At 73.2% G+C, this 13,115-nt stretch carries 13 protein-coding genes; 4 read left to right on the forward strand and 9 right to left on the reverse strand.

Features of this window, described 5'->3' with window-relative positions:
* Positions 1 to 37: 37 nt before the first annotated feature.
* Both ACYCO6_RS13795 and ACYCO6_RS13800 read left to right on the forward strand, forming a co-directional pair.
* On the forward strand, positions 38 to 922 hold the full coding sequence (locus ACYCO6_RS13795) for an alpha/beta fold hydrolase (RefSeq protein WP_459772318.1): 885 nt from the start codon (positions 38 to 40) through the stop codon (positions 920 to 922).
* Between the two features lie 138 nt (positions 923 to 1,060).
* Entirely contained in the window at positions 1,061 to 2,290 is a 1,230-nt protein-coding gene (locus ACYCO6_RS13800; protein WP_459772319.1) for a UbiH/UbiF family hydroxylase, read from the forward strand.
* A 34-nt stretch (positions 2,291 to 2,324) separates the two neighbouring features.
* Here ACYCO6_RS13800 and ACYCO6_RS13805 read toward each other — a convergent pair whose 3' ends face one another.
* Together ACYCO6_RS13805 and ACYCO6_RS13810 are read right to left on the reverse strand one after the other, a co-directional pair.
* Positions 2,325 to 2,669 (reverse strand): hypothetical protein, encoded by a 345-nt coding sequence (locus ACYCO6_RS13805; protein ID WP_459772320.1) that lies wholly within the window; start codon positions 2,667 to 2,669, stop codon positions 2,325 to 2,327.
* A 163-nt stretch (positions 2,670 to 2,832) separates the two neighbouring features.
* The gene (locus tag ACYCO6_RS13810; protein ID WP_459772321.1) at positions 2,833 to 4,086 is read right to left on the reverse strand and encodes an AMP-binding protein; all 1,254 of its coding nucleotides are present in this window, start codon (positions 4,084 to 4,086) and stop codon (positions 2,833 to 2,835) included.
* Between the two features lie 456 nt (positions 4,087 to 4,542).
* Between ACYCO6_RS13810 and ACYCO6_RS13815 the strand changes: the two genes are divergently transcribed.
* Positions 4,543 to 5,346: an invasion associated locus B family protein gene (locus tag ACYCO6_RS13815; protein ID WP_459772322.1), complete on the forward strand. Its 804-nt coding sequence runs from the start codon at positions 4,543 to 4,545 to the stop codon at positions 5,344 to 5,346.
* A 96-nt stretch (positions 5,347 to 5,442) separates the two neighbouring features.
* On the opposite strand, the gene ACYCO6_RS13820 is transcribed toward ACYCO6_RS13815, so the two are convergent.
* From ACYCO6_RS13820 to ACYCO6_RS13830, 3 genes are all read right to left on the reverse strand, one after another.
* The gene (locus tag ACYCO6_RS13820; RefSeq protein WP_459772323.1) at positions 5,443 to 6,060 is read right to left on the reverse strand and encodes a DUF4424 family protein; all 618 of its coding nucleotides are present in this window, start codon (positions 6,058 to 6,060) and stop codon (positions 5,443 to 5,445) included.
* Positions 6,061 to 6,120: 60 nt separating this feature from the next.
* On the reverse strand, positions 6,121 to 6,459 hold the full coding sequence (gene hspQ, locus ACYCO6_RS13825; protein WP_238195671.1) for a heat shock protein HspQ: 339 nt from the start codon (positions 6,457 to 6,459) through the stop codon (positions 6,121 to 6,123).
* A gap of 75 nt (positions 6,460 to 6,534) precedes the next feature.
* Complete coding sequence (locus ACYCO6_RS13830) at positions 6,535 to 7,266, reverse strand: DJ-1/PfpI family protein (RefSeq protein ID WP_459772324.1); 732 nt, start codon at positions 7,264 to 7,266, stop codon at positions 6,535 to 6,537.
* Between the two features lie 54 nt (positions 7,267 to 7,320).
* On the opposite strand from ACYCO6_RS13830, the gene ACYCO6_RS13835 reads away from it, so the two are divergent.
* Entirely contained in the window at positions 7,321 to 8,304 is a 984-nt protein-coding gene (locus ACYCO6_RS13835) for a GlxA family transcriptional regulator (protein ID WP_459772325.1), read from the forward strand.
* 71 nt (positions 8,305 to 8,375) lie between these two features.
* Here ACYCO6_RS13835 and ACYCO6_RS13840 read toward each other — a convergent pair whose 3' ends face one another.
* The 4 genes from ACYCO6_RS13840 to ACYCO6_RS13855 all read right to left on the reverse strand — a co-directional run bounded on the left by ACYCO6_RS13840 (position 8,376) and on the right by ACYCO6_RS13855 (position 12,912).
* Positions 8,376 to 9,425, reverse strand: a complete 1,050-nt coding sequence (locus tag ACYCO6_RS13840; protein ID WP_459772326.1) for an HpcH/HpaI aldolase/citrate lyase family protein — start codon at positions 9,423 to 9,425, stop codon at positions 8,376 to 8,378.
* Between the two features lie 124 nt (positions 9,426 to 9,549).
* Positions 9,550 to 10,881 (reverse strand): DUF2778 domain-containing protein, encoded by a 1,332-nt coding sequence (locus ACYCO6_RS13845; protein ID WP_459772327.1) that lies wholly within the window; start codon positions 10,879 to 10,881, stop codon positions 9,550 to 9,552.
* A gap of 200 nt (positions 10,882 to 11,081) precedes the next feature.
* Positions 11,082 to 12,410, reverse strand: coding sequence for an AmpG family muropeptide MFS transporter (locus ACYCO6_RS13850; protein WP_459772328.1), 1,329 nt, complete (start codon positions 12,408 to 12,410; stop codon positions 11,082 to 11,084).
* A 178-nt stretch (positions 12,411 to 12,588) separates the two neighbouring features.
* Positions 12,589 to 12,912 carry a GIY-YIG nuclease family protein gene (locus tag ACYCO6_RS13855; protein ID WP_459772329.1) on the reverse strand — a complete coding sequence of 108 codons (324 nt, stop codon included), beginning with the start codon at positions 12,910 to 12,912 and terminating at the stop codon, positions 12,589 to 12,591.
* Positions 12,913 to 13,115 lie beyond the last annotated feature (203 nt).

Below are 13,115 nucleotides of genomic sequence, written 5' to 3' on the forward strand. Positions count from 1 at the left end.
CGCCAGTGCAGCGCGCGTCGCGGGGAGACCGACGCGCATGACCAGCGACTTCCTGCCGGGCTTCGGCCGCCACCGGATCGAGACCGAGCCAGGCGTGACGATCAACGCGCGCTCGGCCGGCTCCGGGCCGCCGGTGCTGCTGCTGCACGGTCATCCGCAGACCCTCTCCACCTGGCTCCACGTCGCCCCGCGTCTCGCCGAGCACCGCACGGTGGTGGCGATGGACCTGCGGGGCTACGGCGATTCGGCCAAGCCGCCGGGCGGCGCGCGTCACGCCGCCTATGCCAAGCGCGCCATGGCAGCCGATGCCGTGGCGGTGATGCGGGCGCTGGGCCACGAACGCTTCGCCGTCGTCGGCCATGACCGCGGTGGGCGCGTCGCCCACCGGCTCGCCCTGGATCATGCGCAGGCGGTCGAGCGGCTCGCGGTGTTCGACATCGCGCCCACAGCGACGATGTACGCGCGCACCGACAAGGCCTTCGCCACCCGGTACTTCTGGTGGTTCTTCTTCATCCAGCCTCATCCCCTGCCGGAGACGATGATCGGCGCCGATCCGGAGTTCTTCCTGCGTCACCACATCGACGGCCAGTCCAAGACCCCCGGCTCGACCCCGCCGGAGCTCTTCGCCGAGTATCTGCGCTGCTATTCCGATCCCGGCTGCCGGCACGCGATCTGCGAGGATTACCGGGCCGCGGCCGGGATCGACCTCGAGCACGACGCCGCCGATGCGGAGGCGCGCATCACGGCACCGCTGCTCGCGCTCTGGGGGGCGAAAGGCACGGTCGGCCAGACCTACGACGTGCTGGAAACCTGGCGCGAGAAGGCGCTCGACGTCTCGGGCCGGGCGCTGGATTGTGGGCACACCCTTCAGGAGGAGCGCCCGGCGGAGGTCGTCTCGGAACTGGTTGCGTTCCTGGCCTGACCGGACTGCGGCGCCGTGGCCACGGCCGTGTGGCCTTGGCAGGCCAGCCGAAAAGCGCAGATACACGCATGCGCCGGGGCTACCGAAGCCCGACGTGCGCGGCCGTTTTCGAGCGCGATGGAAACCGAGCAGGGCCTCATGTCCGAAGGAGCCAAGTCCGAAGGCGTCAAGACAGCCTTCGAGGTCGCCGTGGTCGGGGCCGGGGCCGCCGGGCTCGCCGCCGCCCTGGCGGTCGCCCGGGAGGGCATCCCCACGGCGCTGGTCGGCCGCCACGCGCCCGTGGCGGACGGACGCACCGTCGCGCTCCTCGACGGGTCGGTGCGCTTCCTGGAGGCTCTGGGCGCCTGGGAGGCGGTGGTGCCGCATGCGAGCCCGCTCTGCGAACTCCAGATCGTCGACGACACGGGCAGCCTGTTCCGGCCGCCGCCGGCGCGGTTCCGCGCCGCCGAGATCGGCCTCGAGGCCTTCGGCTGGAACGTCGAGAGCGCCCGCCTGGTGGAGAGCCTGCGCGCCAGCGCCCGTAGCCAGCCGAATCTCACGCTGGTGGAGGCGGATGCCGCCGGGGCCACCCCCGGAGAGGCCGTCTCGCGGATCGCCCTGGTGGACGGGGGCGCGGTGGAGGCCCGGCTGGTGGTGGGCGCCGACGGCGGGCGCTCGCCCCTCCGGGCGGCCAGTGGCCTGCGCGTCCGCGACTGGACCTACCCGCAGAGCGCCATCACGACGATCCTGGCCCATGACCGCCCGCACCGGGACGTCTCCACCGAATTCCACACCCGCTCCGGCCCGTTCACCCTGGTTCCGCTGCCGGGCGGTCACCGGTCCAGCCTGGTCTGGGTGACCGGGGAGGGCGCGGCGCGCCGGCTGGCAGCCCTCGACGACGCGGCCCTCGGGCAGGCGGTGGAGCGGCAGGCCCGGGCGATGCTCGGCGTCATGCAGGTCGACGGGCCACGCGGTCTGGTGCCGATGCGTGGGCTCGCGGTGGCGCGCCCGGTGGCGCAGCGGCTGGCGCTGGTCGGGGAGGCGGCCCATGTCTTCCCGCCGATCGGCGCGCAGGGGCTGAACCTCGGGCTGCGCGATGCCGCCACCCTGCGCGATGTGGTGCTGCAAGCCGCCCGGGACCGCCGCGATCCTGGCGCTCGCCCGGTGCTCGACGCCTACGCGCGGGCCCGCCGCGTCGATACCTCGGCCCGCACCGCCGCGGTGGACCTCCTCAACCGCAGCCTGCTCACGGACCTGCTGCCGGTGGACGCGCTGCGCGGCCTCGGCCTGCTGGCGATGACGCAGCTCGGTCCGCTCCGGCGGCTGGTGATGCGGGAGGGCGTCCTGCCGCGACTCGGCGCGCCGGAACTGATGCGCGCGGCGCGCTAGGGCGGAGCCTTACCCCCGCCCAGGCCGGATGATTTCAGAGATCCGGCTGGGCCGCCACGTAGGCGCCGAGGCGGGTCGCGAGGTCGACCGGGCCGCCGGCCCGGGGCTCGGCCGAATCACCGATCAGGATGACCGGGATGCCGCGGTCACGCAGCTGACCCCGGAGGCGGGCGGCGCGGCGGGCATAGGCGGGATTCCGGCGGGTAGGGGCCTGGAGCAACACGGCGGCCGGGCGGGTGATCACGGCGAGAACATCGTCCGCCGCCTCCATGGAAGCGGTGACGCTTGCGTAGCCGAGGCTGGCCAGCTCGCCCGAGAGGGACCGGTCCACGGCGCGAACACCGTCATCGACCACGAGCACTTGTTGCAGCGCACCCATAAGCTTGAGCGGTACTCCATCCGGGACGGCTTGGAAAGGTAGCCGTCACGACAATCCGTTGCACAAAACCCGCGAGAGGGCGGATCGGATCCCTCGGCCCGTGTGCAGATGCGAGATTATCTGCCACGCCTGAGCGCAGGATGAACCGCCGATCGGCTGCCGTTCAGGCGAGGACGACGCCGGTCGCCGCCCCTCCGGCCAGGAGCGGCCGGTATCCGGCGCTGCGCCAGGTCTGGGCGTCGGTCTCGGGGATCTCCCCGCGGGGTAGGGGGGCCGCCGCGCAGGCCGGTCCGCGATAGGCGAAGCCCCCGTCGGCGCCGCGCGCGATGGCCAGGAGGCGGCGGGGCAGGGGAGCCCGCTCTGGATAGGCCAGGGTCGCGGCGAGGTCGCGCAGGCCGGGGCGCGTGAGCACCGCATCCTCGCCGAAGACCAGCGAATCGAACCGCTGCGGGCCGGCGGAAGCGGGGGCGGCCCGCGGGGTCAGGTTCGTGGGTGCCCGATGCACCACGTCGAGGGTGCGCACGGTCCACGGCAGGGGCAGCGCGACGAGCGCCGGCTCGATCAGGGCCGGGACGACGAGCCGGGTCGGAACCGGCCGCAACAGGGCCGCGCGGAACCCGGCCTCGTCGAAGGGGAGTACGGTCTCGAGGCCTGCTCCCACCGCCAGCGCCGCGCCGAGGCCGGTCACCAGGCCGCGCAGGTCGTGGGCGGGCAGGAGGGTCAGGATCCGCTCGTCCGCGGTCAGCGGACGGACGTCGAGATGGGCGTCGATCGCCGCCGCGAGCGCTTCGGCGGTGCGGAAGACCGGCCGGCCCGGATCGCCGCCCGCGAACGTGACGAGGCCGCGGCTCGCGGCCGGCTCGATCACCCCGCGCTCCAGGGCCATGGCGTCCAGGCTGATCACGCCGTCCGGCACCCCGGGGCCGAAGGCCGCGAGATAGCGCAGGCTGAAATGGCGCATGGCCGCGCGGGTAAGTTCTTCCGCCGGCCGGCGCTCCCCGCGCCGGCCCTCCGTGAGCACGGCGACGAGGCCGGCGGCCTCGATCCCGCCGGAGAGCTGCTCGGCGTCCCAGGTTGCCGGCAGCGCGCAGGGCAGGTGGCCCGCCGCCTCGACGGCGAGATGGGCGAGGGCCGCCTCGGCCCCGCCGGAGAACCACAGGCCGATCCGGCTGCCGGCCGGGAGACGCCACGCCGCGACCCCGCGGGCGAGCCGGCCGACGATCTCGGCGGCGGCCGCGTAGGTCCAGGTGATCGCCGGCCGCCCGCACCAGCCGGCTCGGTCGCCCGAATCACGCAGCGCGGTGCGCTGCGGGCCGGCGAGCGCCGCCGCGAACAGGCACGCGGCCAGGCCGCCGGACCGCGCGGACGCGTCCGGTGCGGCGTCGACCGCCCTCTCCGCCACCGCGAACGCGCTCAACCCGCCGCCCCCATCGATACAGCACACGCGCCGGCACGATCGGCTGATTACCGTTAACCGACCCCTAAGACCGGCGGGTGACGGCCGCTCCGGGGATCGTGGGGTCACGGCGGCGTCCGCCGGCCGGGCTCATCACGCGCTCGTGCAACGTCGTGCTTGCGGCCGGAGAGGCGCGGGCCTATCGGGGGCCGGCCGCGGCCGGGATGGTCCTGATGGCTCTCCTGGCCGCGGTGTCATGCCTTCGCCTCATTCGGGGGGAAAGGCAGGCCGCCCGGTCGCCGGGGTGGGAGATGCGCGCATCGGTGCGCCCGTCCTGCCCGATGGACGGACCGATTCATCCGGATCTCCGGGAGGCACGCCATGTCGGCGCGCGCCCGGGCCGTCCGGCGGACCTGCCGCCAGGCCGGCTCCGCATCCTGCCAGCCACACCACGTCTCTTCCAAGGGGTCAGAGCCGATGTCCTTCACCCGCACCGCGACGCTCGCGCGCGCCGCCCTCCTCGGCCTCGCGGGCCTCGGCCTCGCGGCCGCTCCGGCGCTGGCGCAGCCGAAGAAGCCCGCGGCCCCGGCGCCGACCGCGCCGGCCCCGACCGCTCCGGGCACCCCGGCGGCCAACACCCCGGCCGCCCAGACCGGTCCGCAGATCGTCAACGTGAAGTCCGAGCCCAGCCAGGCCGACTGGACCAAGGTCTGCGGCAAGGATCAGGGCTCCGGCACCGACATCTGCTACACGACCCGCGACTTCGTGTCCGACCAGGGCCAGCCCGTGCTGGCGGTGGCCGTCTACGAGATGAAGAACCCCGCCCAGAAGCAGGAGGTGCGGGTCATCCGCTACCTGCTGCCGCTCGGCCTCCTGCTGCAGCCGGGCATCCGCTTCAACGTCGACGGACAGGCCCCCACGGCCGGTCGCTTCGCGGTCTGCTTCCCGAACGGCTGCTTCGCCGAGGCCGGTGGCGTCGATGCCGGCGTGGTCGCCGCGATGAAGAAGGGCACGACCCTCAACGTCTCGGTCCAGAACCAGACCCAGCGCGAGGTCACCTTCGCGGTGCCGCTGGCCGGCTTCGGCAAGGCCTTCGACGGCCCGGCCATCGACCCGAAGGTCCTCGAGGAGCAGCAGAAGAAGCTCCAGGCCGAGCTGGAGAAGCGCTCCGAGGACATGCGCAAGAAGCTCGAGCAGCAGCAGGGCGCCGCCCCGGCCGCCGGCGCCGCCGCCGCTCCGGCCCCGGCCCCGGCCCCGGCCCCGGCCCCGGCTGCCAAGTAAGCCGTCCGGAACGCGATCCGCATCGACCCGCCGCGCGGCGGGTCCTATCGGGGGCCGGGCCGCGAGGTCCGGCCCTTCGCGTTTGATCCGCCCGCTCTACCGGATCCCCGACGGGCCCGGGCCCGGCTGGACGATCAGTACGCGCAGGTCCTGATCCGGGACGTGATCCCGGGCCTTCCAGCGGAACGTGGCGGGGCCGACCTTCCGCACGCCGGCGCGGCAGAAGCTCACCACCGCCTCCGGGCTGCCCTTGTCGACGGCGAGGGTGAATCGCCCGATCGGCGCCGCCCAGCTGCGCGCCGTGGTCACGAGGTAGGGAACCACGAAGGCTCGCAGGTAGCCGCCGGCATCCGACGCCTTCGCGGGCAGACGGCGGATGCCGTCAGGTCCGGCCACGTCCAGGCAGTAGGTCGCCCGGTCGGCGTCGCGGGACGCCTCCTTGCGGTCGAGGAGGCCAAACCCGCTCACCGGCGCGTAGCTGTGCGCGATGCGGACGTCCAGCCCCGGCGGGAAGGTCTGCTGCCAGTGGAACTTGGCCTCGCTGCGCCACAGGCCGTCGGTCACCCCTAGCGTCGGGGGAGAGGCCGGCCTCGCCCAGCGCCGCCCATTCTGCCTTGCCGATCCGCTGCGCTTCGACGCGATCGCGTCGAAGCGCAGCGGGTTGAAGGGCAGGCCATTCCGGCCCAGCAGGTCCGTCACCTCGCGCTCGCCCACGGCGCCGTCGCGCGGGGCTACCGCCGTGCGCTTGCCAGGACCTTACGGAGCCGGCCGCACTCAGTTCGTGGCGCGGTCGCGCATCCGGTAGGCGCCCGCCGCGTCGCGCTCGAACATCTCGGCGATGCCGGCATGGCGCAGGGCTTCACCCGAGGTGTCGGGCAGGAGATTCTGTTCCGAGACGTAGGCGACGTACTCGGTCTCGGCGTTCTCGGCGAGCAGGTGATAGAAGGGCTGGTCCTTGCGCGGCCGCACCTCCTCGGGGATCGACAGCCACCATTCCTCGGTGTTGTCGAAGACCGGATCGACGTCGAAGACGACCCCCCGGAACGGATAGATCCGGTGTCGCACCACGGCGCCGATCGCAAACTTCGCGGTTCTCAGTGTTACGTCCGTCATGGTTCAGTCCGTCCAGGACGGACAGATAGGTCCGATGGCGGGTCGTGTCACCCGCCGCGACCCGCATCCGGGGACTCACGTCGGCTCGGGACTCGGGACGCCGAGTTCGCGCGCAATGGCCCGGGCGGTGGCCGCGCGCCGGGCGGTGAGCGCCCCGGCGGCGGCCCGCGCCTGCGCGACGATCGCCGGCGGAGCGGTGCGGGGCGTGCCGCTGTCGAAGGGTGGCTCGGGGGCGTATTGCATGCCGAGCTGGATCGCCTGGGCGGCCTCGTCCCCTCGCAGGAGGGCGGCGAGCCGGAGAGCGCCGTCGATCCCCGCGGTGACGCCGGCCGCGAAGATCCAGCTGCGCCCCTGCGCGTCCCGGTCGATCACCACCCGCGCGTCCACCGGTTCGGCCCCGAACCAGGGCAGCAGGTGGAACGCGTTCCAGAAGGTCGTCGCCCGGCGCCCCACCAAGAGTCCCGCGGCGCCCAGGAGCAGTGCGCCGGTGCAGACCGAGAGGACGTGGCTTGCGCCCGCCGCCTGATCCCTGAGCCAGCCGCGCAGGGCGGCGTCGTGCATCAGTGCCTCCTGGCCCTGACCGCCCGGGACGTGCAGCACGTCGAGCCGCGGCGCCTCCGCGAGGGTCGCGTCCGGCACGATCCGGAGGCCGCGCACATCGCGCACCGGATCAGGCCCGGGCGCGTAGAGCCTGTAGGTGGCGTTCGGCACCCGTGACAGGACCTCGAACGGGCCGGTCAGGTCAATCTGGTCGAGCCCCTCGAACAGGAGCGAGCCGATCTGCAGGTGGGTCTCGGGCGGGATCATGCGAGTGCCTCCAGGGTGGACAGGACGACTCTACCGCGTCACGATTTGGCGGAAATGCCAAAGACCCCTCGATTCACGCCAGATCATCCGCGCCCCGTGGAGGTGCTGGTCTTCCCGGAGGTGCAGCTCCTCGATGTGGCCGGACCGCTCCAGGTTTTCGCGACGGCCAACGCGCACGGCGTGGCGGGCACGCCCTATGCGCCGCGGGCAATCTCGGCCGGGGACCTGACGCTGACCGCCTCGGCGGGCCTGCGGCTGGTGGCGGATCCGCTGCCGGATCCCGATGCCCCTCTGGACACCCTGATGGTCGCGGGCGGCCCCGGGGTCACGGAGGCCTGCGCCGATCCCGCCCTGGTGGCCTGGGTTCGGGCCCGGGCCGGGCGGGCGCGCCGGGTCGCCTCGGTCTGCACCGGGGCGTTCCTGCTGGGGGCGGCCGGGCTCCTCGACGGGCGGCGGGCCGTGACCCATTGGAAGCATTGCGGCGCGCTGGCCGCGCGCTACCCGCGGGCCCGCGTCGAGCCCGACCCGATCTTCGTGCGCGACGGCCCGGTCTGGTCCTCGGCAGGGATCACGGCGGGCATCGACCTGACCCTGGCGCTGGTCGAGGAGGATCTCGGCCGCCCGGTCGCCCTGGCGGTGGCGCGCCACCTCGTGATGTTCCTCAAGCGCCCCGGCGGGCAGGCGCAGTTCAGCGCAGCGCTCGCCCTGCAGGCGGGCGAGGAGCGGTTCGGGGCGCTGCACGGCTTCATCGCCCGGAACCTGTCGGGCGACCTGTCGCTGCCGGTGCTGGCGGCGGCGGCCGGGATGAGCGAACGCAGCCTCAGCCGACACTACCTGGAAGCGACCGGCCTCACCCCCGCCAAGGCCGTGGAGCGCCTGCGGGTGGAGGCGGCACGGCGGGCGCTCGCCGAGACGGCGCAGCCGGTGAAGCGCATCGCCCGGACCTGCGGCTTCGGCTCGGAGGAGACGATGCGGCGCAGCTTCATGCGGCACGTCATGGCGACGCCGCAGGAGTACCGGGCGCGGTTCGGCGGGTGAGGGGGCTCAGACGGTGTCGCGGCGTTCGGTGCCGCGCATCGGGACCGCCACACGCGGCCCCGGCAACCCACTCACCCCAGCTTGTAGACCGCCGCCAGCTCCGGGTCCTTGGCGGCCACCAGCCTGGCGAGGTCCACGATGACCTTGGCCTGCTTCCAGGTGGCGTCGTCCTGCATCTTGCCGTCGAGCATCACGGCGCCGGTGCCGTCCGGCATCGCCGCGACGATCCGGGCCGCGAAGGCCACCTCGGCCGGGTCCGGCGCGAAGACCCGCTTGGCGATCGCCACCTGGCTCGGGTGCAGCGTCCAGGCGCCGGCGCAGCCCATCAGGAAGGCGTTGCGGAACTGCGCCTCGCAGGCATCGCCGTCGGAGAAGTCGCCGAACGGGCCGTAGAAGGCCTTGATGCCGTTGGCCATGCAGGCGTCGACCATCTTGGCGATGGTGTAGTGCCAGAGGTCCTGCTGGGCGCTCGCCCGCGGCGCGTCGCCCGCCGGGTCGGCGATCACCCGGTAATCCGGGTGGCCGCCGCCGACCCGGGTGGTCTTCATGCCGCGGGAGGCCGCGAGATCCGCCGGCCCCAGGCTCATGCCATGCATCCGCGGCGAAGCCGACGCGATGGCGTCGACATTGGCCACGCCCTCGGCGGTCTCCAGGATCGCGTGGACCAAGATCGGCTTCGTCACGCCGTGGCGCGCCTCGAGCTGGGCGAGCAGCTGGTCGATGTAGTGGATGTCCCACGGCCCCTCGACCTTGGGCACCATCACCACGTCGAGCTTGTCCCCGACCTCGGCCACGATCGTGAACAGGTCGTCGAGAATCCAGGGCGAGTTGAGGGCGTTGATCCGGGTCCAGAGGCCGGTGCCGGTGGCGGCGAAGTCGGTGGCCTGGGCCATGGCCACGAAGCCCTTGCGGGCCGCCTCCTTCTGGTCGGCGGGGACCGCGTCCTCCAGGTTGCCCAGCACGACGTCGACCGTGCCGGCGAGCTCCGGCACCCGGGCGCGGACCTTGTCGTTGTGCGGCGGCACGAAGTGGATCATCCGCTCCAACCGCACCGGCAGCTCGCGGAACGGGGCCGGCGCGCCGGTGGCGAGGGGCTGGAAGAAGCGGCGCGGCAGTTTCATCGGTGCCTCTTGTCAGGGCTGGCGTCTGAGCCCCGTTAAGGCAGCTTGGGCGGGCGCGTAAAGTCTCGCCGCGCCAAAGTAATCTCGGACTTTCGGCCCAGCGCGCCGCCGGGGCCGCCGATCCTCAGCCCCGGCCGCCCCGGCGGCCGGCGAGGCCGATCCGGTTGAGGATGCCGCCGTCGCCGCTGCCGGCCACCACCACGAGGCGCCGGACCTCGCCCCGCAGGAAGGCCTGCAGGAAGCGGTTGTAGTCGCGGAAGGAGACGCAGCCGTTCGAGGCGCCGGGCTGCCGCAGCATGTAGGTGTGGGCCAGCAGACCGTCGCGGCCGTGGATCGCGGCGCTGCCGCCCACCGGGTTGAGGCGGATCGCCCGAACCCCGTGGAACAGGCGCTCGCGCTCGGTCAGCGTGTAGGTGCCGGGCGGCGTCGAGCCGCGCATGCGCAGGTGGACGTAGCGCGGGTTGTCCATGGCCTCGCCGAGGCCGGAATGGGCCTCCAGCACCTCGCCGGAGGGCAGCGTCACCGTGCGGGCGCTGATGTCGTACACGGCCGTGCCGGCCACCGAATCGGGCTCCGGGCTGATCCGGGCGCGCGGCGCCTCCTGCGGCAGGGCGTCCGGGCTGGCATAGGCCAGCGCCTGACGGGATTCCTGGCGAGGCGCGCCGCCGACGCCGAACAGCTTCTCGAAGAACGAGGGCTCCTCCGCCATCGCGGCGCGGAACACGTCGCGGGTGCGGGGCAGGGGGCGAGCCGCGACCCGGGCGGCCGGCGGGGCGAGCGGGCGCCGCAGCTCGGGCGGGCGGGCCACCGGCAGCGGCACGAGGGCGGCCACGTGAGGCGGCGCGAGAGCGGCGGGGGTGCTCTCGGACGCGGCGGTCCGGATCGGGGCGGCGTCAGCCGCCTTCGGCTTCGTCGGCGGGAGGGTGGCCTGAGCGATCCGGGTCTGCTCGGCCTTGATCTGCTGCGCCTTGGCGACCTGCCGGGCGATCTCCCGGATCCCCGGGGTCGGCTCGGACGCGGCGATCTGAGAGGCGGGGACTTGGAAGCCGGGGATTGGCGGCGCCTCGCTGCCGAAGGCCATCTTGGCCCCCGCGCCCAGGGCCGGGCTCGGATCGAGCATCCAGGCGATGTTCGGCCGCGGCACGGGAGGCCGGTCTTTGGCCGCGGGCCGGAGCACCGGCGCCGGCTCGGTCGCGGCAGCGACGCTCGGCTGGTCGGCCGGAACCGGTCCGTGCGGATGGCTGAGCACGGCCCAGCCGGCCAGGGTCATGGCCGTCAAGGAGATGAGTGCCGTCAGCCGGGCGCGGCGACGGGCGCGCCGCATGGCGCTCGGATAGGGCGCCCGGGTGCGGGCGACAGGATCGTAGACGGTCTCGATATAGGCGACGCGCGGGGGTACCGGGCGCAGGGGCTCCGCGTTGCGGTAAGCGGTTCGGGACAACGCAACCTGGGCCATGCGGGGAACTCGCGTACGCGCTTCCCCGTGGGCAGCCGCCGCCGTTCGCCCGCGGAGGCCTTGTCCGCGTGCGTGGCGTGGGTTGCTCGTCTGGGGAGGACATCAACCGTCCACCCCATTAAGCGGCCGTGTGGTTAATCCTCGCTAAAGAGACACTTTCTGCGTGCGATCCCGCTTGGGACATCGCGCGGGAATGAGCCTCAGGTCACCTGCCCGGGCGTGTCCATCGGTCCGTGCCGGCGCGCCACGAAGAGGCAGAGCAGGGCCACCGGCACCCCGATCAGCGAGGTGCCGACGAAGAACCACGTGAAGCCGGTCTGCTCGATTACGAAGCCCGAGAACCCGGCGAGCAGGCTTCCGGGCAGGGCGCAGAGCGAGGTGAGCAGGGCATACTGGCTCGCCGCGTGCGCGGTGGCGGAGAGCTGGGACATGTAGGTGATCAGCACGATCGACGCGAAGGCGTAGGCGAAGCCGTCGATCCCCACGGTCAGCGCGAACGTCCAGAACGCCGCCCCGCCGTGGCCGCCGTGCCAGGCGAGGTAGGCCAGCGCGAGGTGCGAGGCCGAGGCCGTCACGGTGCCGATGAGCAGGCTCGCCATCATGCCGATCCGCGGGATGATGGCGCTCGCCAGGAAGGTGCCGCCGAGTGCGATCCAGAAGCCGAACAGCTTCGTCACCGTGGCGATGTCGGTGTTGGAGTAGCCGAGCGTCTTGAACAGCGGGATCGCCATGGCGTTCGAGACGTAGCCGGGCATCCGGAAGCCCGCGACCAGCGCCAGCACCGGCACGGCGAGGGGCCCGAGCCGGGCGAGGAGGTCGCGGATCGGCGCCCAGACGGTCTCGACGAAGCCGCCGGCGGCGGGCGTCTCGGGGGTGGGGGGCTCGGGGGCCAGCAGCGCCGCGACCGTGCCGGGGGCCATCAGCGCGGCCATGCACAGGTAGGCGGCGCGCCAGCCATAGGCGTCGGAGAGGTAGAGGGCGCCCGCCCCCGCCGCGAGGTTGCCGATCCGGTAGCCGATCTCCGACCAGGACGACATCAGCGCCTGCTGCTCCGGGGGCGCGGCGGTGATGCGCCAGCCGTCGATGACCACGTCCTGGGTGGCGCCCGCCACACCCAGCGCCAGCGAGAACGCCACCGTCCAAGCGAGCCAGTGGGCCGGGTCGCCGAAGGCGACGCCGGAGAGCGCCAGGGCGACGAGGATCTGCGTGGCGACGATCCAGCCCCGGCGCCGCCCGAGCCAGCGGCCCAGCAGCGGCGCGTCGTGGCGGTCGAGGAACGGCGCCCACAGGAACTTGAGCTTGTAGGCGATGGTGAGCTCGCTCATCAGCCCGATCGTGGCGAGCGGCACCTTCGCCTGGACGAGCCACGCCGACTGCGTCGCGTAGACGAGCAGGAACGGGATGCCCTGCGCGAAGCCGAGCCCGAGCACCGCGGCGACGCGCCGGTCGGTGAACAGGGGCGTGAGGAAGGCGCCTGTGGCGGCCTTCACCGGCTCGGGCGCGCCGGTGACCTGCGCCGGGTTTGCCATCCACGCGTCTCCTGGGTTCCGCGGTCGGTGAGAGCAGAGATGCGCTGTCGGCGCAACGATCGGGCGACCGTCCCAACCGCCACCTCATCCTGAGGTGACCGCGAAGCGGGCCTCGAAGGAGGGCGCTAGATACCCGTGCGATCCCTGGAGCCCTCCTTCGAGGCGGCTTCGCCGCACCTCAGGATGAGGGGGATTGTTGAGATGCGTGTTGCTGCGCTGCCGGGCGCTTGGCGAGCCACTGAAGCGCGTCCCAATCCTCGCGGATCAGCGCCTCCTTCTTGGCCCGGCTCCAGCCCTTGATGCGCCGCTCGGCCGCGATGGCGTCGGTGATGCACTCGAAGTGCGCGGCGTAGACCAGCGTCACGGGTCGGCGGCGGCTCGTGTAGCCGCCGTAGGTGCCGGCGTGATGCTCACTGAGGCGCCTGTCGAGGCTCTCCCCGCGGGCGGAGCCGACGTAGTAGCTGCCATCGGCACAGAGCAGCATGTACACGAAGGCGCTCATCGGCCGAGTCGTCCCATGAAAGGACGGGAAGCCTAGCAGTGCCGGCGATTCGCTCATACCCGGTCACCACCTCATCCTGAGGTGCCGGAGCGCAGCGGAGGCCTCGAAGGAGGCCTCCAGCCGGCCACGCGATCCCTGGAACCCTCCTTCGAGGCCCGCTTGGCGGTCACCTCAGGATGAAGGGGTTTGTTGGGACGGGCGTT

Source organism: Methylobacterium sp. CM6257 (genome assembly GCF_054611515.1).